This window comes from Mycobacterium sp. PDNC021, from assembly GCF_048282635.1.
GTDB classification, from domain to species: domain Bacteria; phylum Actinomycetota; class Actinomycetes; order Mycobacteriales; family Mycobacteriaceae; genus Mycobacterium; species Mycobacterium llatzerense.
On record NZ_CP182502.1, the window covers coordinates 2,046,198 to 2,070,856 of the forward strand.

General features: G+C 66.9%; 21 protein-coding genes. 17 read left to right on the plus strand and 4 right to left on the minus strand.

The genetic code is table 11. From position 1 onward, the window contains the following. Window positions 1-39: 39 nt before the first annotated feature. From ACNO8X_RS09560 to ACNO8X_RS09610, 11 genes are all read left to right on the plus strand, one after another. Window positions 40-720, plus strand: coding sequence for a GntR family transcriptional regulator (locus ACNO8X_RS09560; RefSeq protein ID WP_418005070.1), 681 nt, complete (start codon window positions 40-42; stop codon window positions 718-720). Between the two features lie 136 nt (window positions 721-856). Then, window positions 857-1,534 carry a GntR family transcriptional regulator gene (locus ACNO8X_RS09565; RefSeq protein ID WP_418005071.1) on the plus strand — a complete coding sequence of 226 codons (678 nt, stop codon included), beginning with the start codon at window positions 857-859 and terminating at the stop codon, window positions 1,532-1,534. A gap of 51 nt (window positions 1,535-1,585) precedes the next feature. Next, window positions 1,586-2,368, plus strand: a complete 783-nt coding sequence (locus ACNO8X_RS09570) for an IclR family transcriptional regulator (protein ID WP_418005072.1) — start codon at window positions 1,586-1,588, stop codon at window positions 2,366-2,368. Continuing rightward, window positions 2,368-2,844, plus strand: coding sequence for a BCCT family transporter (locus ACNO8X_RS09575; protein ID WP_418005839.1), 477 nt, complete (start codon window positions 2,368-2,370; stop codon window positions 2,842-2,844). The genes ACNO8X_RS09570 and ACNO8X_RS09575 overlap by 1 nt, the downstream gene beginning before the upstream one ends. A gap of 152 nt (window positions 2,845-2,996) precedes the next feature. Continuing rightward, on the plus strand, window positions 2,997-3,359 hold the full coding sequence (locus tag ACNO8X_RS09580; protein ID WP_043400847.1) for a bifunctional 3-phenylpropionate/cinnamic acid dioxygenase ferredoxin subunit: 363 nt from the start codon (window positions 2,997-2,999) through the stop codon (window positions 3,357-3,359). Beyond that, window positions 3,356-4,555, plus strand: coding sequence for an NAD(P)/FAD-dependent oxidoreductase (locus ACNO8X_RS09585; protein ID WP_418005073.1), 1,200 nt, complete (start codon window positions 3,356-3,358; stop codon window positions 4,553-4,555). The genes ACNO8X_RS09580 and ACNO8X_RS09585 overlap by 4 nt, the downstream gene beginning before the upstream one ends. 49 nt (window positions 4,556-4,604) lie before the next feature. Next, entirely contained in the window at window positions 4,605-5,732 is a 1,128-nt protein-coding gene (locus ACNO8X_RS09590) for an aromatic ring-hydroxylating oxygenase subunit alpha (protein WP_418005074.1), read from the plus strand. Window positions 5,733-5,913: 181 nt separating this feature from the next. Then, window positions 5,914-7,386, plus strand: a complete 1,473-nt coding sequence (locus ACNO8X_RS09595; protein ID WP_418005840.1) for an aldehyde dehydrogenase family protein — start codon at window positions 5,914-5,916, stop codon at window positions 7,384-7,386. A gap of 12 nt (window positions 7,387-7,398) precedes the next feature. Further along, entirely contained in the window at window positions 7,399-8,919 is a 1,521-nt protein-coding gene (locus tag ACNO8X_RS09600; protein ID WP_418005075.1) for an APC family permease, read from the plus strand. 51 nt (window positions 8,920-8,970) lie between these two features. Beyond that, the gene (locus tag ACNO8X_RS09605) at window positions 8,971-10,557 is read left to right on the plus strand and encodes a GMC family oxidoreductase (protein ID WP_418005076.1); all 1,587 of its coding nucleotides are present in this window, start codon (window positions 8,971-8,973) and stop codon (window positions 10,555-10,557) included. Between the two features lie 19 nt (window positions 10,558-10,576). Further along, window positions 10,577-12,430, plus strand: coding sequence for a putative nucleotidyltransferase substrate binding domain-containing protein (locus ACNO8X_RS09610; protein ID WP_418005077.1), 1,854 nt, complete (start codon window positions 10,577-10,579; stop codon window positions 12,428-12,430). Between the two features lie 11 nt (window positions 12,431-12,441). Here ACNO8X_RS09610 and ACNO8X_RS09615 read toward each other — a convergent pair whose 3' ends face one another. Then, entirely contained in the window at window positions 12,442-13,017 is a 576-nt protein-coding gene (locus tag ACNO8X_RS09615) for a hypothetical protein (RefSeq protein ID WP_418005078.1), read from the minus strand. A gap of 221 nt (window positions 13,018-13,238) precedes the next feature. On the opposite strand from ACNO8X_RS09615, the gene ACNO8X_RS09620 reads away from it, so the two are divergent. Both ACNO8X_RS09620 and ACNO8X_RS09625 read left to right on the plus strand, forming a co-directional pair. After that, the gene (locus tag ACNO8X_RS09620) at window positions 13,239-13,496 is read left to right on the plus strand and encodes a hypothetical protein (RefSeq protein ID WP_052506479.1); all 258 of its coding nucleotides are present in this window, start codon (window positions 13,239-13,241) and stop codon (window positions 13,494-13,496) included. A 2-nt stretch (window positions 13,497-13,498) separates the two neighbouring features. After that, window positions 13,499-14,863: a hypothetical protein gene (locus tag ACNO8X_RS09625; protein WP_418005079.1), complete on the plus strand. Its 1,365-nt coding sequence runs from the start codon at window positions 13,499-13,501 to the stop codon at window positions 14,861-14,863. A gap of 107 nt (window positions 14,864-14,970) precedes the next feature. Here ACNO8X_RS09625 and ACNO8X_RS09630 read toward each other — a convergent pair whose 3' ends face one another. After that, window positions 14,971-15,822: a dienelactone hydrolase family protein gene (locus ACNO8X_RS09630; protein WP_418005080.1), complete on the minus strand. Its 852-nt coding sequence runs from the start codon at window positions 15,820-15,822 to the stop codon at window positions 14,971-14,973. 85 nt (window positions 15,823-15,907) lie between these two features. On the opposite strand from ACNO8X_RS09630, the gene glmS reads away from it, so the two are divergent. Continuing rightward, window positions 15,908-17,776: a glutamine--fructose-6-phosphate transaminase (isomerizing) gene (gene glmS, locus ACNO8X_RS09635; RefSeq protein ID WP_418005081.1), complete on the plus strand. Its 1,869-nt coding sequence runs from the start codon at window positions 15,908-15,910 to the stop codon at window positions 17,774-17,776. Between the two features lie 188 nt (window positions 17,777-17,964). Further along, window positions 17,965-19,068 carry a GGDEF domain-containing protein gene (locus ACNO8X_RS09640; protein WP_418005082.1) on the plus strand — a complete coding sequence of 368 codons (1,104 nt, stop codon included), beginning with the start codon at window positions 17,965-17,967 and terminating at the stop codon, window positions 19,066-19,068. A 9-nt stretch (window positions 19,069-19,077) separates the two neighbouring features. On the opposite strand, the gene ACNO8X_RS09645 is transcribed toward ACNO8X_RS09640, so the two are convergent. Both ACNO8X_RS09645 and ACNO8X_RS09650 read right to left on the minus strand, forming a co-directional pair. Continuing rightward, the gene (locus ACNO8X_RS09645; RefSeq protein WP_418005083.1) at window positions 19,078-19,836 is read right to left on the minus strand and encodes a DeoR/GlpR family DNA-binding transcription regulator; all 759 of its coding nucleotides are present in this window, start codon (window positions 19,834-19,836) and stop codon (window positions 19,078-19,080) included. 24 nt (window positions 19,837-19,860) lie between these two features. Beyond that, on the minus strand, window positions 19,861-21,768 hold the full coding sequence (locus ACNO8X_RS09650) for a PTS mannitol transporter subunit IICBA (RefSeq protein ID WP_418005841.1): 1,908 nt from the start codon (window positions 21,766-21,768) through the stop codon (window positions 19,861-19,863). A gap of 288 nt (window positions 21,769-22,056) precedes the next feature. Here ACNO8X_RS09650 and ACNO8X_RS09655 point away from each other — a divergent pair, with 288 nt between their 5' ends. Next, entirely contained in the window at window positions 22,057-23,130 is a 1,074-nt protein-coding gene (locus ACNO8X_RS09655; protein WP_418005084.1) for a zinc-dependent dehydrogenase, read from the plus strand. 100 nt (window positions 23,131-23,230) lie between these two features. After that, window positions 23,231-24,643 (plus strand): NAD(P)H-hydrate dehydratase, encoded by a 1,413-nt coding sequence (locus ACNO8X_RS09660; RefSeq protein ID WP_418005085.1) that lies wholly within the window; start codon window positions 23,231-23,233, stop codon window positions 24,641-24,643. Window positions 24,644-24,659: the final 16 nt, after the last annotated feature.

A 24,659-nucleotide genomic window follows, 5' to 3' on the forward strand; every position in this document is an offset into this window, starting at 1 on the left:
GTCAATAGGTTGGCCGCAGACATTCTTGGAGGAGTGGCGATGACCCTGACGGAGTTGTCGTTCGGCGAACCCGACAGCACGCCGGCCATCGGCGAGACCAATGCGGACCGTGCCTACGAGATCGTGCGCGAACGTCTGGTCATGCTGGACATCCGGCCGGGTGACCCGATCAATGACGACCGGCTGGCTGCCGAACTCGGCTTTGGCCGTACTCCCGTGCGGGAGGCCCTCAAACGCCTTGAGCGCGACCGTCTCGTCGTCGCCTACCCGCGCCGGGGCACGTTCGCCGCGGCTGTGGACATGACGGACCTGGCCGACATCTCAGAGATTCGCAAGCTGCTGGAGCCGACGGCGGCCGCCCGTGCCGCCCGGGTCGCGGCGCCGGACACCCGTGCCCGACTGACGGCACTGGCGCAGGCGATCGCCGGAATCGAGGACACCGACGATCCCCGTGAGGTGCTGCGGCACGACGTCCATGTGCACCGCGAGATCTACCGGGCCTCGGGCAACCCGCATCTGGAACAGATCCTCGTCAGCCTCGACGCGCATGCCACCCGGATCTGGTGCATGTTCCTGGATCGGCTCCCCGGGGTGGCCGGCCATGTTCGCGAACATATCGAGCTGTTGGAGGCCATCGTCGGCGGCGACGAGGCAAAGGCGGCGGCTCTCACGCTGGCCCACGTCACCGGCTTCGAGGCGGCCATTCGCGCGTTGCTGTGACGTCTCCGTCGTCCGCCGCCGGCTGCTCGCCGGCGGGCAGACCCAACCGCGACCGGTCCTGATATATCATTGCTCCGACCAGAGCAGGTCAGTTGCGGGCTGGTGAAGTCGGTGACGTCGGGAAGGCGGTTCGGCGATGAGTGTTGCGGGTGTGGAACAGCTCGATGACGTTGCCTCCGAGGAGATGTCGTTTGCCGACCGCGCCTACCTGGTGATCCGCGACAAGCTCATCATGCTCGACATCCGCCCCAACGAAGCGATCGTCGAAAGCGAATTGGCTGCGGAGCTCAAACTGGGGCGCACGCCCGTCCGCGAGGCGCTCAAGCGCTTGGAAGTGGACCGGCTCGTGGTCTCCTTTCCTCGTCGGGGCACCTTTGCTACGGGTGTCGATGTCGCCGACCTCCGCCACATTTCGCAAATCCGCGTCAATCTCGAGCCTGTCGCGGCGCGCTCGGCTGCCGAGAACGCCTCGGCCGAGGCGCGTGCCGGCCTGCTGAAGCTGGCCGATCGCACTGAAGCGCTCGACGTCGAGAACATCGACCGCGACGAACTGATGCGCTGGGACCTGCGCGCGCACCGCGCGATCTACCGGTCCACCGGAAACCCGCATCTCGAGGACGTGCTGGTCCGCTACGACAACCTGGCGACCCGCATCTTCTGCCTGTTTCTCGATCGGCTGCCGACCGTGGCCCGCCACGTGGGTGAGCACGCCGAACTGTTGCGGACCATTGCCGGTGGCGATGGGGATGCCGCTGCGCAGATCGCGCTCGAGCACGTCACCGGATTCGAGAAGGCTGTCCGCGCCATCGTCTGACGTGCCCGACGAACGTGACCGCTAGCGTCACATCGTGGGTATTGTTGCGCAATGAGCAACAGTGTTGTTGACTCCGGCAATGGCGGGGTGCAGTCCGTCGACCGCGCGCTGCAGGTCTTGGAGCTCCTTGCGCGCCGCGGCGAAGCCGGGGTCACCGAGCTGGCGTCGGATATCGGGGTGCACAAATCGACGGTCTCGCGCCTGCTCACGGCGCTGGAGGACCGCGAACTCGTCGAGCAGGCTTTTGAGCGCGGCAAGTACCGACTCGGATTCGGCATCCTGCGGCTGGCCAACGCGGTGTCGGGCCGCCTCGACGTCACGCAGCAGGGACGAGAGGTATGCGAGCGGCTGGCGCTCGAAGTCGGCGAGACCGTGAACATCGCGGTATTGCGGTCGGAGTATGTGGTGAACGTCGACCAGGCGCGCGGGCCGGCTGCCGTCAGTACGCACAACTGGGTGGGTGAACTCACCCCGTTGCACGCGACGTCGAGCGGCAAAGTGCTGCTGGCGTTCATGGCTGCGGATGCCCGCCGGGATCTGTTGGCGGTGGCCGGGTTGCGGCGGTTCACCGAGCGCACCATCACGTCGGTCGAGGGCCTGGAAGCGCAGCTGCGCGACGTGCCCCAGAACGGTTACGTGGTGTCGTTGGAGGAGCTCGAGGACGGGCTCAACGCGGTCGCCGCGCCGATTCGCGACCACATCGGCGGGGTGATCGCCGCGCTGAGCGTCTCCGGGCCGGCGTACCGGCTCACCGCGGAGCGGGCTCGGGAGATTGCGCCGACGGTGGTCTCGGCCGCTGACGATGTCAGCCGCCGGATGGGTCATCAGGGCTGATCGTCCGGCGTCGCCGCCAATCTGATTCGGGCAATTTCGCGATTCGGTCGCATATCAGATATTCGCGTTCTAATATATCAGCGGGACCGCCGCTGTTGTTGTTCGGCATGCTCAACCACCTGCCGTGGGCCGGCGCTTCGTCGCTGTTGGTCATGGCGCTCGTCGCGATCTTCTTCGTTTCGGGCGCCGACGCGGCCTCGATGGTGATGGGCACGCTGTCGCAGAGCGGTTCCCTGTTCCCATCGCGGTGGGCGGTGGCGTTCTGGGGACTCAGTACGGGTGCAGTGGCTGTGCTGATGCTCTGGGCCGGCGGCAATGACGCGCTCAACGGCTTGCAGACGATGACGATCATCGTGGCCGCACCGTTCGTCGTCGTGATGATCGGTATGTGTGTGTCGCTGTATCTGGATGTCACCCGGGACCCGATGGTGGCGCATCTGCGCAACAAGGCTCCCGTTCGGCGTAAAGCCGATTGACGTGGGTTTTCAGGTGATTTGAGGCTGTTGTTCCGGCTGTGTAAACGGTGCGGTTCTGCCCTTGACAAGGGCTTGTGACTGCCACCACACTGTTGCGTAATACGAAATACGTTGCGTTTTATGCGTCAAACCGTATCGAGAGGGCACACACGATGCTGGAGATCTGTCCACTCTCCGAACTGCCTCCGGGTGAAGCCCGGCGCGTGGAATCCGACCCGCCCATCGCGGTCTTCCACACCGAGGACGGCGAGGTGTTCGCGATCGATGACACCTGTTCGCATCAGGACGCGTCACTGGCCGACGGTTGGTTGGAGGGGTGCGACGTCGAGTGCCCGCTGCACGCCTCGCGGTTCAACCTCCGCACCGGCGCTGTCGACGCGCCGCCGGCCAAGTTGCCGGTCCGCACGCACGCCGTCGTGATCTCCGACGGCGTCATCCACGTCGAACTGAGCACCGAGCAGCCCAACCTGCCACCGGACGTCCGCGCCCGACTCGGTGGAGCGGGGAAGCTGTGAAGCACGTCGCGATCGTGGGGGCCTCGCTTGCCGGTCTGTCCGCGGCCAGGGCGCTGCGGGCACAGGGTTTCGACGGGCACCTGACCGTCATCGGCGACGAGGCGCAGCGGCCCTACGACCGCCCGCCGCTGTCGAAGGAGTTCCTCTGCGGCAACGTCTCCGAGGCCGATCTCGCGTTGGAATCCGAGGACGACGATCTGCAGGCGGACTGGCGGTTGGGAGTCTCCGCGTCGGGAATCGATAATCGCTGCGGCGCAATCGAACTCGCGGACGGCACGCGCATCGACGCCGATGGTGTGGTGATCGCGACCGGTTCCCGCGCCCGCCGCTGGCCCGGCAGCGCGGACATGGGCGGCGTGCACGTGATCCGCACCGTCGAGGATGCCCGCGCCTTGCGTACAGACCTGGTACCCGGTGCGCAACTGGTTGTCATCGGCGCCGGATTCATCGGAGCGGAAGTCGCCTCGACCGCGCGCAAGCTCGGCCTGGACGTCACGGTGGTCGAGGCCGCGCCGACCCCGCTGCAGATGCAGCTCGGCGGCTGGCTCGGCGGCGTCGTCGCCGGTGCGCACGCCGCCAACGGAACCAAGTTGATCTGCGGTGTCGGCGTCGCCGGGCTCGTCGGTGAGAAGCGCGCACTGCGCGCCCCCGGCAGCGTCGGGCGGGTCACCGGCGTCGACCTCGCCGACGGACGCCACCTGCCGGCTGACGTCGTCGTGGTCGGTATCGGCGGCGTGCCCAACATCGACTGGCTGCACGGCAGTGGTCTGGAGCTGGGCAACGGCGTCCTCTGCGGCACCAATGGGCAGACGGCCCTGCCGAACGTCGTCGCCGTCGGCGACTGCGCGGCCTGGCTCGACTCCGCCACCAACGCTCACCATCGCGTCGAGCACTGGACCGGTGCGCTGGAGCGTCCTGCCGCGGCTGTCGCCGCGCTGCTCTCCGGTGGTCGCCGAGAAGAGGCGGCAGTGAAGGCGCCGTATTTCTGGTCCGACCAGTACGGCTCGCGCATCCAGTTCGCCGGCCTCGCGCGACCCGATGACGAGATCACCATCGAGGACGGCAGCTGCGAGGAACGCTGCCTGCTGGCCACGTATCGGCGGGACGGCCGCTTGGTGGCGGTCCTCGGTATCGATCAGCCCCGGCTGTTCACCCGCTGGCGCCGCCAGCTGGTTCCCACGGCCGCCGCCGTTTAGTTGTTGCCCGCCAATGAAACTCACCACGGAAACACCGAAAAGGAGCTCGATGACCGCCACCGTGCCACACCTGCCGGAAAGCCTCATTTCCACTCTGGCAGGGCACTACTACACCGATCCGGAGGTCTTTGCCCTCGAGCAGGAGAAGATCTTCGAGACCATGTGGTTCTGCGTTGTGCGCTCCGCGGATCTGGATAAGCCCGGTGCGTTCAAGACGGTTCAGGTCGGCAGCGAAAGCGTCCTGGTGACCAGGTCGCGCAAGGGCGATGTCAAGGCGTTCTTCAACCTGTGCCGGCATCGCGGCGCGCGGTTGTGTACCGAGGACAGTGGCGAGGTCAAACGCGCCTTCCAATGTCCTTATCACGCATGGACTTACGATCTCGACGGCAAGCTCATCGCGGCGCCGAACCTGACCAAGATGCCCGACATCGACCGCGTCGAATACGGTCTGCGCGCGATCTCAGTGCGCGAATGGCTGGGCTACGTGTGGGTGTGCCTGGCCGACGAGCCGCCGTCGTTCGAGGACACCGTCATGCAGGAGATCGTCGATCGGCTCGGCGATGTCGAATCGATCGACCACTACACGGTGGCCGACCTGAGCCTCGGTCGCCGGATCGTCTACGACGTCAAGGCCAACTGGAAGCTCATCATCGAGAACTTCATGGAGTGCTACCACTGCGCCACGATTCATCCGGAACTCACCGAGGTGCTGCCCGAGTTCGCCGACGGCTATGCCGCCCAGTTCTATGTCGGCCACGGCGCGGAGTTCGGCGAAGAGGTCTCGGGTTTCACCATCGACGGGTCAGCGGGATTCGAGCACATCCCCGGAGTCGCCGAGGACCAGGATCGGCGTTACTACGCGATCACGGTGCGCCCGCAGGTGTTCGTCAACCTGGTGCCCGACCACGTCATCATCCATCGCATGTTCCCGATGGCGGCGGACCGCACCATCGTGGAATGCGACTGGCTGTACCTGCCCGAGGTCGTCGAATCCGGGCGCGACGTCAGCAAGTCGGTGGAGTTGTTCCACCGCGTCAATCAGCAGGACTTCGACGCGTGCGAGCGGTGCCAGCCCGCCATGAGTTCGCGCGTCTACCGCGACGGTGGAGTGTTGGTGCCCAGCGAGCACCACCTCGGTGAATTCCACCATTGGTTGCGAAACAAGCTCGCCGGCTGATGCGCGAAATTCGGCACCCGGCAACCCGGTTGGGTGTCGAATGTTCGTGGAGTCGGTGCGGTGTCCCGGTCCGCCGGGTCGGCTGGAGAGGCGGCCTCGGCGGGCCGGGACACCACCTCGGTTGTAGTCGGGATGTGCGGTGATGGTTAGTCGAGGAGGCAATGTGGACGGTGCACCGGATCTGCTCATCGGATCGCAGTGGCGCCATGCCGCCGACGGCGGTGTCCGGGAGATCATCAATCCCGCCAGTGGCAAGGTCTTCGCCACCGTGGACGAGGCCACCCACGACGATGCGCTGGCGGCCGTTGCCGCGGCCAGGGCGGCGTTCGACGCCGGTGACTGGCCGGCCACTCCGGTCGCCGAGCGCGCCGCGCTGCTGGGTCGCATCGCCGATCTACTGGCCCGGGACAAGGAGTCATTGTCGGCGGTGGAGACCGCCGACACCGGAAAGACCTTGGCGGAGAGCCGGATCGACATCGATGACGTGATCTCGGTGTTCCGCTACTACGCCAACCTGGTGACAACACAGTCCGATCGGTTGGTCGATGTGGGCGACCCGACCGTGATCAGCCGGGTGGTGCACGAGCCCATCGGGGTGTGCGTGCTGATCGCCCCGTGGAACTACCCGCTGCTGCAGATCTCCTGGAAGATCGCACCGGCGCTGGCGGCCGGCTGCACCATGGTCGCCAAACCCAGTGAAGTGACACCACTTTCGACCATCGCGTTCGTCCGGCTGGCCCAGGAGGCAGGTGTGCCCCCCGGCGTGCTCAACCTGATCCAGGGCAGCGGAGCCGCCGTGGGCGCCGCTCTCACCGACAACCCCGACGTCGACCTCATCTCGTTCACCGGAGGTCTGAGCACCGGTCAGCACATCGCCAGGAGCGCCGCCGAGCATGTGAGCAAGGTGGCCCTGGAACTCGGTGGGAAGAACCCGCACATCGTGTTCGCCGATGCGGATTGGGAAAGCTCGGTGGACCAGGTCCTCACCGGGGTGTTCCTGCACTCGGGTCAGGTCTGTTCGGCGGGCACCCGGGTGATCATCGAGGACTCGATCGCCGACGACTTCGTCGCCCAACTCGTCGAACGGGCCGAGAAGATTCGGCTGGGCGACGGCACCGACCCGCGCAGCGAGACCGGCCCGCTGGTGTCCAAGCAACAGCTGGACAAGATGGAATCGTTTGTGGCCCTCGGTATTTCCGAGGGGGCGAAGCTCGTCACCGGCGGTTGCCGGCCCAGCGATCCGGCGCTCGTGGATGGCTACTTCTTCCTGCCGACGATCTTCGACCGGTGCGACCGCTCGATGCGGATCGTCACGGAGGAGACCTTCGGGCCGATCATGACGGTGGAGCGGTTCGCTGACGAGGCCGAGGCGATCATGCTCGGCAACGACACGCAGTACGGTCTCGCGGCGGGGGTCCGAACCTCCGATCCGGCGCGGGGCGAACGTGTGGTGCGCGCATTGCGGCACGGCACGGTGTGGTTGAACGACTTCGGTTACTACACCGCGGCAGCGGAGTGGGGCGGTTTTGGGAAGTCGGGCAACGGTCGTGAGCTCGGACCGTCGGGCCTCGCGGAATATCAAGAGCTCAAACATATCTGGCACAACACCGCGCCGAAGCCCGCGGGCTGGTTTGACGCTGCCAGCGAAGCCTAGGGACACGACAACATGACGCAGAACCTGACCGATACGGACAGCGGCGGACTCGAAGATTTCGGCTACAAGGAGTCGCTGGACCGCAGTATCGGAAAATTCGCGAGCTTCGCGGCCGGGGTCAGCTATATCTCGATCCTGACCGGCACCTTCCAGCTGTTCTATGTCGGCTACGGCAACGGCGGTCCGGCCTACCTCTGGTCGTGGCCCATGGTCTTCATCGGGCAGATGGCGGTCGCGTTGTGTTTCATGGAACTCGCCGCGAAGTACCCCGTCGCGGGATCGGTGTACAACTGGTCGAAGAAGCTGGGTAGTCGCATCGTCGGCTGGAGTTCGGGTTGGCTGATGCTGACGGCGTCGATCGTCACGCTGTCGGCCGTGGTGTTGGCCCTGCAACTGAACCTGCCGCGGCTGTGGCACGGTTTCCAGGTGATCGGTGACGGCACAGGTCAGTACGACTTCGCCGCCAACGCGATTCTGCTGGGCACCGTCCTGATCGCGTTCACCACCACCATCAACGCCTTCGGCGTTCGATTGATGGCGATGATCAACAGCGCCGGTGTTTTCATCGAACTCATTGCGGCCGTGCTCATTGCGCTCATCCTGGCGTTCAACATCAAGCGCGGACCGAGCGTCTTCTTCGATACGCAGGGTCACGGCGCCGGCGTGCCCGGTGGGTATTTCGGCGCCTTCATGGTCGCGTCGGTGGCTTCGCTCTACGTGATGTACGGCTTCGACACGGCAAGCTCGCTCGGTGAGGAGACGGTCGAACCGCGGCGCACCGCACCCAAGGCCATCCTGCGCGCCATCCTCGCCTCGTTCGTGATCGGCGGCTCCATCCTGGCGTTCGCCGTCATGGCCACGCCGGACCTGAAGGACCCGGCGCTCAGCAGCCCCGACGGCAGCCTGCAGTCCGTCGTCGAGAAGGTGATGTGGGGCCCGTTGGGGACCATCTTCCTGATCTGCATCGTGGTGGCGGTGACAGTGTGTTCGCTGGCCGTGCACACCGCAGCGATCCGGCTGACCTTCGCGATGGCCCGCGACAACGCGCTGCCGTTCGGCGAGAAGCTGGCCCGCGTACACCCCAAGACCCAGGCGCCGATCGTTCCGGCCGTCGTCATCGGCATCATCGCGGCGCTGATCCTGGTGATCAACCTCGGGCAGCCCAAGGTGTTCACGGTGCTGACCTCGATCGCGATCATCATGATCTACCTGGCCTACCTGATGGTCACCGGCCCGCTGCTCAAGAAGCGCTTGCAGGGCCAGTGGCCGCCGAAGGACCTGAAGGAAGGTGGCTACTTCACCATGGGCAAGTGGGGCATGGCGGTCAACATCTTCGCGGTGGTTTGGGGTGTCGCCATGGCGATCAACCTGGCCTGGCCGCGCGTCGCCATCTACGGCGACCCCTGGTACAACACCTGGGGCGCCTTCATCTACATCGGCGTCATTCTCGGACTGGGCCTGCTCTGGTATTTCGTCAAGGGCCGCAACCACATTGGCACCCTTGCCTCCCATGCGGCGGACAGCCGCGAGTGACCCACTGAACCGATTCCCTTCTGCCTGCCCACTTTTCGAGGAGTTCGCATCATGTCTGACCAGACCTACGACTATGTGATCGCCGGTGGCGGCACCGCCGGCTGTGTCGTCGCGGCGCGCCTGTCCGAGGACCCGGACGTCACGGTATGTCTGGTGGAGGCAGGTCCGAGCGACGTCGACGATCCGAACATCCTCGTGCTCAACCAGTGGATGCACCTGCTGGACTCCGGCTACGACTGGGACTACCCGGTCGAGCCACAGGAGAAGGGCAACAGCTTCATGCGGCATGCCCGCGCGAAGGTGCTCGGCGGGTGTTCGTCGCACAACTCCTGTATCGCGTTCTGGCCGCTGGCCCAGGGCCTGCGTGACTGGGAGGCGATGGGCGCCACCGGATGGGGCCCGCAGGACGTGCTGCGGTATACCGCGAAGCTGGAGAACAACACGGCTACCGGCACGTATCAGGGCGTGCCGCACGGTGATTCGGGTCCGGTTCGGCTGCGCGACGTGCCACCGAACGATCCGTGCGGTCAGGCCGTGATCGACGCGGCCGCCAAAGTCGGTCTCGAGACCGTGCAGTTCAACCGCGACGACTGGAACCTCAATGCGGCCGGCTGGCTGCAGATCAACGCGAACGAGGCCGGCGAGCGGATGTCCAGTTCGCACGCGTACCTGCACCCGATCCTGGAGTCGCGGCCCAACCTCACGGTGCTGACCAACTGCTGGGTGGCCGAGATTCTGTTCGACGATTCCGGGGACGAGCCGGTGGCGACGGGCATCCGGTACCAGCGTCCGGACCTCACCGGCTACGACGTCGTCCACGCCACCCGCGAGGTGGTCGTCACCGCCGGCGCCATCGATACCCCGAAGCTGCTGATGCTGTCCGGAATCGGGCCGGCGGATCACCTGAACGAAGTCGGGGTCCCGGTGCGGGTCGACTCTCCCGGGGTCGGCGAGAACCTCGACGACCATGTCGAGGGCCTGGTGTTCTGGGAAGCGGCGAAGCCGATGGTCGCCGACTCCACCCAGTGGTGGGAGATCGGGCTGTTCGCCACCACCGAGGTCGCCGGCGACAATCCCGATCACTCGGACCTGATGATGCACTACGGCAGCGTCCCGTTCGACATGAACACCCTGCGGCATGGGTATCCCACCACCGACAACGGGTTCTGCCTGACTCCCAATGTGACACAGGGTCGTTCACGCGGAACGGTGCGGCTGGCCTCCCGTGACTTCCGGGACCGGGCCAAGGTCGACCCCCGCTATTTCACCGACCCGGAGGGGCACGACGAGAAGGTGATGCTCGCCGGAATCAGGCTGGCCCGCAAGATCGCCGAGCAGGAACCGCTGCAGGAGTGGATCGGCCGTGAACTCGCGCCCGGACCGGATGTGCAGACCGACGAGGAACTGCTCGCGTACATCTACAAGACGCACAACACCGTGTACCACCCGGCCGGCACGGCGCGGATGGGTGCGCTGGACGACCCGATGGCGGTGCTCGATCCGCAGTTGCGCGTCAAGGGTGTGCGCAACCTGCGGGTGGTGGATGCCTCGGCGATGCCGAAGCTGCCGGTGGTGAATCCGAACATCACCGTGATGACCATGGCGGAGAAATGCGTCGATCTGCTTCGTACGACCTGACGTAGGGCACGATGTCGGGGTGACCGCATCTCCCGCATCGGCTTCGGAGCTGGTGGAGTTTCTCCGTGCGCATCCGCCGTTCCAGACGGCCAGCGACGCCGAGTTGCTCGAGTTGGTGGCGCAGTCGACCGTGGAGCCGTACCCGACCGGAGCGGTCATCGCGGATTTCTCCCGCCACGTCCCCGATGACATCTGGATGGTCCTCACCGGCTCGGTGAATCTGCAGGAGGTGGGTGGGGCAGCTGGTGGGCAGGTGTTCGACACCATCGAGCCCGGCGGCATCTTCGGCTACGTTCCGATGCTCACCGGCGGGGGAGTCGAATTCCTCGCCCGCGCAATAGAATCCACGGCAGCGTTGCGGCTGCGCGGGGAACTGGTGCGCGCGCAGTTCGCCAAGCCCGCCGGGCTGCGGTTTCTGGCCTCGTCCGCAGCGCCGACACCGCAGGTGCCGACGGCCCGCGCCGCCGATTCGCGATCGGTCAGCGAATTGGTGCGCGGCGACGTACTGATCGTCGACCCGGGCGTATCGGTGCGCGACGCTGTTGTGCAGATGAGCGAGCAGCGGGTGTCGTACGCCCTGATCCGGCTGCGCGAGGGCGGTGTCGGGATCTTCACCGACCGTGATCTTCGGTCTCGGGTCGTCGCGGCGGGGCTACCGGTCGACGTGCCGATCACCGAGGTGATGAGTGCGCCGGCCCAAACGGTGACCGCCGACCGTACCGCCGAGACCGTGCTGTTCGACATGCTGGAGCGCGGCATGCGTCATATGCCGGTGATGTCGCCGCGCGGTGAGGTGCTGGGCGTCCTGGAGGACGTCGACCTGTTGGCTGCCTCTGCCCGCCAGAGCTTCGTGTTGCGCCGGGCGATCGCCCAGGCGCCCGACGCCGCCGCGTTGCAGCGGCACGGCCGCGAGGTGACCCAGATTGCGGTCGATCTGTTTCGCACCGGGACGAAGGCGTCGGCCGCGAGCAGCATCTCGTCGATCGTGCTGGATGCTTTGGTACGCAAGGCATTGGAACTCGCTCTGGCTGAAGCGGGACCCGGGCCGACGCAGGATCAGTTCGCCTGGCTCACGCTGGGCAGCATCGCCCGCCGCGAGGCTATGCCGTCCTCGGATGTGGACAGTGCGCTGAGTTGGAGTGACAGCTGCGATGCCGAATGCGCGCAGTTGCGTTCAATCGCCGCCCGGGCGCACGCCATCCTCGATGGTTGCGGTCTACCGGCCGACAGCAACGGCGCGATCGCCTCGCACAAGGCATTCGCGCGGTCGGCCTCGGACTGGGTGCAGGCCGCTGAGGGGTGGCTCGATGATCCGTTGCGCGGCAAGGGGTTGATCCTGTCCTCACTGCTGATCGACGGCCGCGTGGTGTGGGGCAACCGGGCGTTGCACACCGTGCCCACGGTCTTCCGCCGGATGCGTGACGAACATCCGAACGCCCTACGCTTGCAACTGCTGGATGCGCTGTCCGGCAAGGTGCGTGCCTGGTCCCTGCGCGATGTCCTGTCGCGGCGCGGAGGCACCTTCGACCTGAAGACGCACGCGGTGACGCCGATCGTCAACCTGGCCCGGTGGGGTGGCCTCACCGCGGACATGACCTCGGCGTCGACTCCGGCCCGGCTCGCGGCGGCGGCGAGCACCGGTGCGCTGACGGAACGGGATTCCCGAACTCTCACAGAAGTTTTCGTCATGCTGCAACGCATGCGGTTGACGCATCAGGTCGAGTTGATCGCCGACGGGCGCACCCCGAACGACGTGGTCACCGTCGGCGATCTGTCCCCGCTCAACCGGAGTCTGCTCGGCGACGGGCTGCGCGAGATCGCCGCGGTTCAGCGGCGGGCGCGGCAATCGGGGACGCATCCCGGATTGCGCTGAGTTCGCTTGACTTACTGGACGAGTCGAGACACCAGGCGGCCTGCCAGTTGGTCGTACCAACGCATCGCCCAGCGCGCATCGCCGAGCGCGGTGTGGCGGCAACTGGCGCCGGGAGGCCGGACTCCGCACTGCCGCGACAGCTGTGTCGAATCGCTTTCCGGGGTGCGGCCGTAGTCGAGGACGTGCCTGGCGGCCAATGCGATGACGTCGACGAGTGTGGGACTCCAACCCGGCAGCAGTTGATGACGCGCCAGCATTTTGCGTAGGCAGTGGGTGTCGAAGCTGGGCACCACGCCGACGATGGTGGCGTCCATGGTCCAGTCACGAACGATTTCCGCGGCTTCGTGTTCGCGGTGCACCAGCGGCAGGTGAATGGGTCCGTAGACGACCTGGGGGTGGCGACTCGCGAAGCGACTGATGCGCAGGCCCGCGGGCTCGGCCGCGTCGAGATCGAGGTCGGCCAGATCGATGTAGATCACGATGCGGGATTCGCCGGCGTCGTCGCGCCGGAGCATGGCGATTTCCCAGGGTTGCCGGTCGGCGTGCAGGCCGGTGGTCTCCGTATCCAGGAAGACCAGCGGTTTCATCGTTGCAGGCTATCGCCGCCGGCCGTCTCAGTGGCGCGAAACGGCATTCCAGCAGGAAAAGCGCGAGTAAGCGCCTGCCGGAACGCCGTTTCGGCGAAAGTGGTGGGCCTGCTGGTGATGGAAGCCGCAGATTTTTCGGTTTCGATGGAACCGAACGGCCCTGCCGCGCGTCATAGCAAGGCATGGGAGAACGTGACGTCGCTCGGATAGACCCCTCTGGTGTGCGGGACATCGCCCAGCGCTGCGAAGCGGTTGCCGACGCCCTGGCGGTGGCCCCGTTGCTGCGGTGGTACTTCGACGGGTTCTGCGGTGGGCGTGACCACGCCGCGCGGGCGGCCGCTCTCCGCGCCGCGCTGGATCAGTCGGCCGATCAGCTTCGCGCCTGGGCGTCTGCTTCAGCGGAAGCCGCAGCGGGACTGCGGGTTTCGTCGGCAAGATACGAAGATGCCGACGCGGACCTCGCCGGCCGGTTGGTCTGACGATGGCGTCGACGTTCGACGTCGCCGGGCGGCTCGCGGAGGGCGACCGCGCGCTGACTGCCCTTGACGACTATGTGGCGGCGTGCCAGGTGCTGGGGATGCCGGCTTCGGCGTCACTGCTGGAGTTGTATCGCGCCGAGAGCGGCCTGGACCTCGCCGCGCTGGCCGCCGATGCCCGCTCGCTCGAGGCTGCCGCGGTCGTCGCGCAGGATGCATTACGGTTGCAGGGCAACGGATATCGGGAGCTGATGGCGCAGTGGTCCGGTAGGGGTGGCGACGCCGCTGCCGATTTTCTGCGCACCCTGACGGTTGCCGCCGAGGATGTGGTCGCGCACCTGCAGCGCAGCGCCCAGGCACTGACGACGCTGCGCGACGAACTGTGGCGCGCCGTCGACACCAAGGTCGACGCGGTGCTGCGGGCCGATGCGCAGGCTTCGGGGCATCGTGACGAGTGGAGCGCGGCGGCCCGCGCGGTCCTCGGTGGAGCCGGAGATGTGGCGACCGCCAGCGAGATCGTCGATCAACAGGTGAAGCCCTTCGTGCTTCGCGTGGTGTCCGGGGACTTGCTGCCCGCGTTGCGGGACGCCTCCGAAGCCGTTGTGGCAGGCTATGATTCGGCACTCGCCGTGGTCACCCCGGCGAGTGTGTCGTTCGGGGTACCCGTCGTCGTGACACCCGAATGGGTGCCACCCCCGTCGTCCCAGCCGACCGCTGCGCCGACGTATCAGGCCGCGGCGACGACACCCTTCGGAACATTGGGTACCGCAGCGAGTTTGGCGCCGCCGGCGCCGCCGGCCACCTCGACTGGAGCGCCTGCAGCGCCGGAGCAAGCGCTCGGAACGGCGGCGGTGCCGGAACCAGCGCTCGGCGCCGCGGCTGCGACTCCGGCGGGCGCCGGTATGCCCGGCGACCTCGGATTGGGCTCGGGCATCGGCGGTTTGGGCCAACAGCTGGCCGATGCCGTTGGGGGAGCACTTGGTTCGATGGCAGGTCTGGGGCCGGACTCGTCCCGATTCGGCGGGCTCGACGAGATCAAGGACGGTCTAGGAGATGACCTCGGGCTGGACGACGACGCCGACTCCGCCGAGGACGACGACGAGGACCCTGATGAGGACGAGGAGAAGAAAGAGGCAGACGAAGCGGACGAGACCGACGAGGCGGACGAAGACGCCGGCAAGGTAGCCGCCGAAGCCGACGAGCAGGCCGCCGAGCCACCTCCTTCGGACCCGGTTCAGCCGCCACCCGCGTCGACCCTGCCCCCACCGCCGGTTTCGCCGCCAGTGGAACCTGTTGCCCAGCAGGAGGATCCGACCACCAAGACGCCGTGCCAGATCGCGGCCGATGAGTTGCCGCTGGCCGGGGACTGAACAGGCCCGCGCACCACCGTTGGTCCTGTATCCAGGGCGTGTTTGTTCGAGTGAGCGACGCCGTCAGCACCGGGTGAACGCTGCTGGCCGGCCGGCCGACAAGAAGATCAGCCCTTCAGCAGGGCGGCGACCTTGTCTTCCAGCGCAGGACTCTCGGCGTCGGGATCGGCCGCAACGGTCTTCGGCAGCACCACGTCGGCGTCGGCGAAATCCTTGTACGCCTTGTCGCCGGTCAGCTGGAACAGCAGGTAACCGGTCAACAGGGCCCGCACCGTCTTCTGGGTGCGGCGATCGGCGCCGGGCATCCCGACCAGTTTGGACAGCCGGAAGCCCTCGGCCAGCCCACTCGGCACGGCTTTGTCGACGGTCCGCACCGTCGCGGTCCGCCACGCGGCGGCCAGCTCGGTGGCATTGGACTGGATGGTCAGCTCGGCGCCCGGCGCGTTCAGAATCAGGCCGGGGACACGCAGACCGGCCGCGGGCTGATCGGCCTCGGGCTTGCTGGCGGTCGGGAACACCGCGGCGACCGCCTTCGGCGGGTTGGCCGACGAGCCCAGCCCGGCGGCGGTGAAGATCGCGGCCGACGCCCCGAACCCGTGCCCGACCAGGCCCAGCTTGGTCGGGTGCACGCTGATCTTGCCGGGCCCCAGTCGGACCCCGGTGATGATGTCGAGGGTGGTGCCCAGGTCGAACGCCAGGTTCAGCACCGACGGCGCGATGCCGGTCTCGGTGTCCGGCGCCGCCGCGACGATGCCCCAGGACGCCAGATGCTCGAGCGTGCCGTTGTAACGTCCGACACCCTGCAACCAGTCGTGACCGAATGCCACACCAGGCAGATTCAGCCCGGACTCCGGGGTGTAGACAGTGCCCGGCAGGCCGGCAAAACCCAGGTCACCGCGCAGAACGCGGTGCGGGCCGCGGCGCGTCAAGGCACCGAAGAGCTGCTTCGTCTTGGCCACCCGATGACGTTAGCGCAGTGCCTGCGCATTGTGCGCGATGCGGGCGCAGTCCGGCACCCCAGCGGCTGCACTACCCTGAATAACCATGTGTGGAATCGTCGGCTATGTCGGGCAACGGCCGGCCCGCGACATCGTGGTCGACGCGCTGCGACGGATGGAGTACCGCGGTTATGACTCCGCCGGTCTCGCCTTGGCCGACGGCCACGGCGGCCTGACCATCCGGCGGCGCGCCGGCCGATTGGCCAACCTCGAAGAGGCGCTGGCCGAAACCGATGCCGCCGAGCTCGAAGGCACCACCGGCATGGGGCACACCCGCTGGGCGACCCATGGACGCCCCACCGACCGCAACGCGCATCCGCACAGCGATGCCAGCGGCAAGCTCGCGGTGGTCCACAACGGCATCATCGAGAACTTCGCGGGCTTGCGCGCCGAGCTGGAAACCGCCGGCGTCGAGTTCCAGAGCGACACCGACTCCGAGGTGGCCGTCCATCTGGTGGCGCAGGCCTACCGGCAGGGGCCGACGGCGGGCGACTTCGTCGCGTCGGTGCTGGCCGTGCTGCGCCGGCTGGAGGGGCACTTCACGCTGGTGTTCACCAACGCCGACGAGCCGGGCACCATCATCGCGGCCCGCCGGTCCACTCCGCTGGTGGTCGGCGTCGGCGACGGCGAGATGTTCATCGGCTCCGACGTCGCGGCCTTCATCGAGTACACCCGCGACGCCGTCGAGCTCGGGCAGGACCAGGCCGTGGTGATCACCGCGGACGGCTACCAGGTTCTGGACTTCGACGGCAATGACGCCTCGGACCGGGCTCGACCGTTCCACATCGACTGGGACCTGTCGGCCGCCGAAAAGGGCGGCTACGACTACTTCATGTACAAGGAGATCGCCGAGCAGCCCACGGCCGTCTCCGACACGCTGCTCGGCCACTTCGTCGACGGCAAGATCGTCCTCGACGAGCAGCGGCTCTCCGACCAGGAGCTGCGCGACGTCGACAAGGTCTTCATCGTCGCCTGCGGTACCGCGTACCACTCCGGCCTGCTCGCCAAGTACGCCATCGAGCACTGGACGCGGCTCCCGGTCGAGGTCGAGCTGGCCAGCGAGTTCCGTTACCGCGACCCTGTGCTGGACCGCAGCACGCTGGTGATCGCCATCTCGCAGTCCGGCGAGACCGCGGACACCCTCGAGGCGGTCCGGCACGCGAAGGGCCAGAAGGCCAAGGTGCTGGCCATCTGCAACACCAACGGCTCGCAGATTCCCCGCGAAGCCGACGCCGTGCTCTACACCAGGGCCGGGCCGGAGATCGGCGTCGCCGCCACCAAGACCTTCCTGGCCCAGTTGGCCGCGAACTACCTTGTCGGCCTGGCGCTGGCGCAGGCCCGCGGCACCAAGTACCCCGACGAGGTAGCCCGCGAATACCGCGAGCTGGAGGCCATGCCGGCCTTGGTCGAGCAGGTGCTCGAGCGGCTGGATCCGATCGCCGATCTGGGGCGGCAGTTCGCGAAGTCGCCCACGGTGCTGTTCCTGGGGCGGCACGTCGGCTACCCGGTGGCCCTCGAAGGTGCGCTCAAGCTCAAGGAGCTGGCGTACATGCACGCCGAGGGCTTCGCCGCCGGTGAGCTCAAGCACGGCCCCATCGCGCTCATCGACGACGGACTGCCGGTGATCGTGGTGATGCCGTCGCCCAAGGGCGCCGCGATGTTGCACGCCAAGCTGCTGAGCAACATCCGCGAGATTCAGGCCCGCGGTGCGGTCACCATCGTCATCGCCGAGGAAGGCGACGAGACGGTGCGCCCGTACGCCGACTACATCTTCGAAATCCCGGCCACCTCGACGTTGTTCCAGCCGTTGCTGTCGACCATCCCGCTGCAGGTGTTTGCCGCGTCGGTGGCCCGCGAGCGGGGCTATGACGTGGACAAGCCCCGCAACCTGGCGAAGTCCGTTACCGTCGAGTAGCTATTTCTCTGGCGTTCTCCATGTCTATGCCCTAGCATGGGAAAACGCTGGTCAACCGCATCTGCACACCTTGTTGGAAATTAGCTGCGGAGACACGGTTGGTCGCGGGGTGAGTGTCAGTCGAAGGTGTTCGCTGTGAGGGCCGTGGATTGTTGCTGGATGCTGCTGCGCGTCGTGCGACCGTCTGCATGGTCCGCGAATGGTGGAACACGCCTACCGACTACGACGCCCAGGTCGAGTACTTTGCCAAGCGGTCGCTGACCGGACTGATACAGCTCCTCGTCGGACTCGGCGTCGGCGTGGTCGGTCTGATCACCCTGGTTTCCCAGTGGTCCGGCGTCGAACCAGCGGGTGTAGCCGTCCGAGTCGCGTCGGGTGCATTCGTCGTGGCGATGTTCGTCTGGAGCTGGGTGTGGTGGCTTCGGCCGTGGCCGTCGTACCGGCTGTCGCACGCCTTCATCATCAACGTCGATATCGGCGTCACGGTGGTGACCCTGCTCAATGAGAGGGTGCTGTCCGGGATGTTCGGACTGAGCGTCCTGCTCATGGTGTCGTTCTACATCATCTTCTTCGATGGACCCAAAGCTCTTGCCGTGCATAGCACCTGGGCGGTGGCGTCGATCGCGGCGATGGCTGTCGAGATCGCGATCATCAGCGGCGGCGATCCGGTGCTGGCGCTTGTGAAGTTATTGTCCGGCGGGGCGCTCGCGGTGGCGCCGGTAGCGGCCCATTTCGGTATCTGGGCCTTGCGCAATGAAGCCAACGAAGCCTCGAACGACCCGTTGACGGGATTGCTCAACCGGCGCGGTCTCAATCTGCACATCGATGATCTGCTTCGTGGCCATCACAAGCGTGCGGCATGCGTTGCGGTCATCGTGATCGATCTGGATCGGTTCAAGGTCATCAACGACCGATTCGGCCACCACGTCGGAGACGAGGTGCTGGTCCGATGTGCCGCTCGGTTGGCGTCGGTGGTGCACGGCGGTGCGCTGGTGGCGCGGGTCGGTGGCGAGGAGTTCGTGGTTGTCGATGTGCTCCAGCCGGGGGATTGGCTGGCTGTGGCCGACCGGATGCGTGTCGCGTTGTCAGGCCGCGGCGACCACGCGCCGATAACGGCGAGTATCGGGATCACCGCTACGGCAATCGAGTATTTCTTCGACTCGGGGTGTGACCACGCCGAACTGCTCGGCGACTTGGTTGCTCGTGCGGACGAAGCGATGTTCGTCGCGAAGCGTGGCGGCGGCGACGCGGTCAGCTATCTGCCACCGATGCCCGACGCGGTTCGGACTTAGCGATGAACGTCAGGATCGGATGACCGACGGACCGAGCGCCTCGTAGCGGTGGGCGTCCGCGGCAGACAATTCGGTGCCGGTGACGATCGTCTGGAAATCGCGTACCTCGGCGAACCGGCAGAAGCTGGTGACGCCGAACTTCGAGTGTGCGGCCACCAGGACCCGGCGCTCCGCGACGGCCACGGCGGTCTGCTTGACCGCGGCCACCGCGGGATCCGGGGTCGTCAGCCCGTGCTCGACAGAGATGCCATTGGTGCCGAGATAGGCGATGTCGATGACCAGGCTGCGCAGTCGCTCGACCGCCCAGTTGTCCACCGTGGCCAGAGTGCGTCCGCGCATGCGGCCGCCGAGCAGGAGCACCGTCACGGTCTCACTGTGGGCCAACGCTTCAGCGGCCAGCAGCGACGACGTCACGACCGTCAGCTCTTGGTCGGCCAGGCGTTCGGCGATCAGCCGCGGCGTGAAACCCTCATCGAGATAGACGGTTTCGGCTCCGTGCAGCAGATCCGCGGCCGCCGCCGCGACCCGGTGCTTCTGTGCCAGGTCGACCTGGCTGCGGTACTCCACGGTCGATTCGAAGGCCGCCGTCTCCAGCGGTATCGCGCCGCCGTGCACCCGCTTGAGCATGCGCCGCCCGGCCAGCACCTTCAGATCGCGACGGATGGTCTCCGACGCCACGTTCAGTTCGTCGGCCAGGGCGAGCACCTCGACCCGCCCGCGGGTACGGGCGAACTCGACGATGCGGCGCTGACGGCTGTCGGAATCCACGGATGACATTCTTGCGGTCGCCACCTACCGCGCTGCGCTCAGCACCGCCCGGACCTCCTCGGGTGTGCTCGCCTGGCGCAACCGCTCGACTTCGTCCTTGTCCAGGAACACGTGGGCGATCTGGGTGAGAAGCGCCATGTGGTCTTTACCGGCGCCTGCGATGCCCACCACGAACTCCGCCGGCTTGCCGTTCCAGTCGATGGGCTCGGGATAGCGGACAAAGGAGATCCCGCTGTGGCGGATCGCGCCCTTGGCGTCATTGGTGCCGTGCGGGATCGCCAGACCGTTGCCCATATACGTCGATACCGATTTCTCCCGCTCGTGCATGGCGTCGACGTAGGAGGCGTCGACGGCGTGCGCGGCGACCAGCAGGCTGCCGGCCTCGCTGATGGCGGCCTCGGCGGTGGTGGCGGACCCGGCGAGCACGATCGAGCCCAGCGCCAGCACGTCATCGGGTTGCGTGTCCGAGGCGACGGGTTCGGCGGGGATTTCAGCGGGTTCGGCCGGGTTCTCGGGGGCGGCCCCGTTGGTGCGGCCCAACAGTTCGATGATCTCGTCGTAGCGGGGGGAGTTCATGAAATCGTCGACCGAGACGTGGATGGCAGACGGGGTCTTCTGCCGCGCCCGCTCGGTGAGGTCACGGTGGGTGACAGCCAGCCCATAGGTGTCGGTGAGATTGGAGATGGCTTGGTTGACCACCGTCACGTCGGTGAACCCCGCCTCGCGGATCTTCTTGCGCAGCACCGAGGCTCCCATCGCCGACGAACCCATGCCGGCGTCGCAGGCGAACACGACGCTGGAGATCGGTATGGCCGCAGAGCTGCCGACCAGCGCCGAGGCGACGCTGGACCGCTTGCCCTTGAGAGCCTCCATCTCGGCTGTGGCGGCGGCCAGATCCGGTTCGTCGGTGGCCCGGTCGGTCTTGAGCAGCAGCGCGGCCACCGCGAACGAGACGGCGGCCGCCCCGAACACCGACAGCGTGACGCCCACGTAGCTGCCCGTCGCGGTCTGGGCGTAGACGGCGATGATCGAACCGGGCGCGGCCGGGGCGCGCAGGCCCGAGTCGAACAGCACATTGATGAAGACGCCCGTCATCCCGCCGAGGATGGTGGCGGCGATGAGCTTCGGCTTCATCAGCACGTACGGGAAGTAGATCTCGTGGATGCCGCCGAGGAACTGGATGATCGCCGCTCCCGGCGCCGATGCCTTTGCAGCTCCGCGACCGAACACCATGAACGCCAACAGGATTCCCAGACCGGGACCGGGGTTGGCCTCCAGTAGGAACAGCACGGACTTGCCGGTGGACAGCGCCTGGGTCGTGCCCAGCGGAGTGAGCACGCCGTGGTTGATGGCGTTGTTGAGGAAGAGCACCTTCGCGGGTTCGATGAAGATCGAGGTGAGCGGCAGCAGGTCATGCCCGACGAGGAAGTCGACGCCGTGGCCGGCGCCGCGGGTGAAGGCCGATACCACCGGGCCGACACCGAAGAAGCCGATGACGGCCATCACCAGGCCGGCGATGCCGGCCGAGAAGTTGTTCACCAGCATCTCGAAGCCGGGGCGGATCTTGCCGTCCCACAACGCATCCAGCTTCTTGATGACCCAGCCGCCCAAGGGCCCCATGATCATCGCGCCCATGAACATCGGAACATCTGCGCCCGCAACCACTCCCATGGTGGTGATGGCGCCGACCACGGCTCCGCGGGTGCCGTACACCATCCGGCCGCCGGTGGATCCGATGAGGATCGGCAGCAGGTAGGTGATCATCGGCCCGACGATGCCGCCTTTCTCATAGGCGCCCCAGCCGCCGATGTGGGCCACCCAGCCGTCCGGGTTCTGCAAGCTGTGGAAGAGGCCGGGTAGCCAACCGGTCTTGATGAACAGTGCGGTGATGAGGCCCCACGCGATGAAGGCGCCGATATTCGGCATCACCATGTTCGACAGTGATGTGCCGAGCTGTTGTACACGCACGCGCAGGCTGCTGCGTCGCTGTGTTTCCGTCGTTGCAGTCACTGTCCTGGACCTCCGAGTACCGCCCGCGAAGGTGATGCCCGTCACATCACCGTGTGATACGAGTAAAGCCCACAAATGGGCATCTTTGCAAGCAAATGGGCAAAAATGGGCAGAAAAAGGTTTGTAGTTATGCCCGATTTGCGGTTAGAGTGGGCGCAACGTGAACCACGACACACCCACCGGCCAGGCCGGAGTACCGGAAGGAACGCCATGAAAGCGCTGCGCTACTACGCACCCGAGGACGTCCGGCTCGAAGATGTGCCCGAACCGGTGTGTGGACCCGATGAAGTCAAGATCCGGGTGCGCAACTGCTCGACCTGCGGCACGGACGTCAAGATCCTGCACAACGGCCATCAGAACCTGACCCCGCCGCGCACCATCGGGCACGAGATCGCGGGCGACATCGTGGAGGTGGGCGCCAATGTGAATGCCGCCTACGGCACCGATTGGGCCGAGGGCGACCGGGTCCAGGTGATCGCCGCTGTGCCGTGCGGTGACTGCCACGAATGCCGCAAGGGCTGGATGGCGGTGTGCCAGAACCAGACATCCATGGGGTACCAGTACGACGGCGGGTTCGCCGAATACATGATCGTGCCGCGCCAGGTGCTCAAAGTCGATGGGCTGAACCGGATTCCGGACAACGTCGGCTACGACGAGGCGTCCGCCGCCGAGCCGTTCGCGTGTGCCATCAACGCTCAGGATCTGCTGGGTATCGAGCCGGGGGACACTGTGGTGGTGTTCGGGGCCGGCCCCATCGGGTGCATGCACATCCGCATCGCCCGCGGCGTGCACAACTGTGGGCCCGTCTACCTCGTCGACGTCAACGACGCCCGGCTGCAGATGTCCGCCGATGCGGTACACCCTGACGAGGTGATCAACGCGGCCGAGACCGATGTGGTGGCGCGGGTCATGGAACTGACCGGCGGCCGCGGCGCCGACGTGGTGATCACCGCGACCGCGGCCAACGTCACCCAGGAACAGGCCATCGCGATGGCCGCGCGCAACGGCCGGATCTCGTTCTTCGGCGGCCTGCCCAAGACCGACCCGACCATCACGTGCGACTCGAACGTGGTGCACTACCGGCAGCTGCACATCCACGGGGCCAATGGATCCGCGCCCGAGCACAACAAGCGCGCGCTGCAGTACATCTCGACCGGTCAGGTTCCTGTGAAGGACCTGATCACCCGGCACATCGCCCTCGACGAGGTGCTCGATGCCTTCTCGATCGTCCAGAACGGTGAGGCCATCAAGGTGACGGTGGAGCCCAGCACGGTGCTCGTCTGAGCCTCAGACCGCGCTGAATGTTGGCTTGTGTGCGAACTTCCGTCAATTGTTCGCATACAAGCCGACGCTGGGCGCACGGATCTGCGTAACCTTCGGAGCTATGCGGCACTACTACACCGCCGAGCAGATTCGCGCGGCCGAGGCGCCGCTGCTGGCATCGCTGCCCGATGGCGTGCTCATGCGCCGGGCCGCCTATGGACTGGCGACGGCGATCGCCGCCGAACTCAAGGTACGCACGGGTGGCGTGAGTGGACGCAGCGTCTGCGCCGTGGTGGGCTCGGGCGACAACGGCGGCGACGCATTGTGGGCGGCCACCTTTCTGCGCCGGCGCGGTGCGGGCGCTACAGCGGTGCTGCTGAACCCGGACCGTGCTCACGCAGCAGCGCTCGCCGCGTTCCGTAAGACAGGTGGACGCGTCGTCGAAACGATCCCGCCGACAGCCGATTTGGTGATCGACGGCGTCGTCGGCATCGGCGCCACCGGGCCGCTGCGGCCCAACGCCGCCGCCGTCTTCGACGCCAACGCCGCGCCCGTCGTGGCCGTCGACCTCCCCAGTGGCATCGACGTGCAGACCGGCGCGGCCGACGGCCCACACGTGCGGGCCGCGCTGACCGTCACCTTCGGCGGACTCAAACCGGTGCACGGACTGGCCGACTGCGGGCGCGTCGAGCTGATCGATATCGGCCTGGACCTGCCCGAGCCGGCGCTGCTGGGATTCGAAGCGCACGACGTGCGCACCCGCTGGCCGGTGCCGCGACCGGCGGACGACAAGTACAGCCAAGGCGTCAAAGGGATACTCGCCGGATCGGCGACCTATCCGGGCGCGGCGATCCTGAGCACCGGCGCCGCCGTCGCCGCCACCTCCGGCATGGTCCGCTACGCCGGCACCGCGCACGCCGAGGTGGTGTCGCACTGGCCGGAAGTTGTTGCGGCGTCGGATGCGTCGGCCGCGGGCCGCGTGCAGGCTTGGGTGGTCGGTCCGGGTATTGGCACCGACACCGCCGGTGACGAGGCACTGCGTTTCGCGCTCGGCACCGACCTCCCGGTGATCGTGGACGCCGACGCGCTGACGCTGTTGGCCGCCGATCTCGATCTCGTCGCCGACCGTACGGCGCCCACGGTGCTGACGCCGCATGCCGGTGAATTCGCGCGGCTCGCAGGACATCCGCCGGGATCCGACCGCGTGGGCGCGGCCCGCGAGCTGGCCGAACGGCTCGGCGCGACGGTCCTGTTGAAGGGCAACGTCACCGTCATCGCCGATCCCGACGGCCCGACCTACCTCAACCCCGCCGGCCAATCCTGGGCTGCCACAGCCGGATCCGGCGACGTGCTGTCCGGCGTCATCGGCGCCCTGCTGGCGTCTGGCATCGAACCCGGTGAAGCGGCCGCGATGGCGGCCTTCGTGCATGCCCGCGCCGCGGGCCTGGCGGCGGCCGATCCCGGGCCGCATCCTGCGCCGACGTCGGCGCACCGCATCTTGGCCCATGTCCGGGCCGCCATCGCATCGCTCTGACCAACAAAGGGGAATC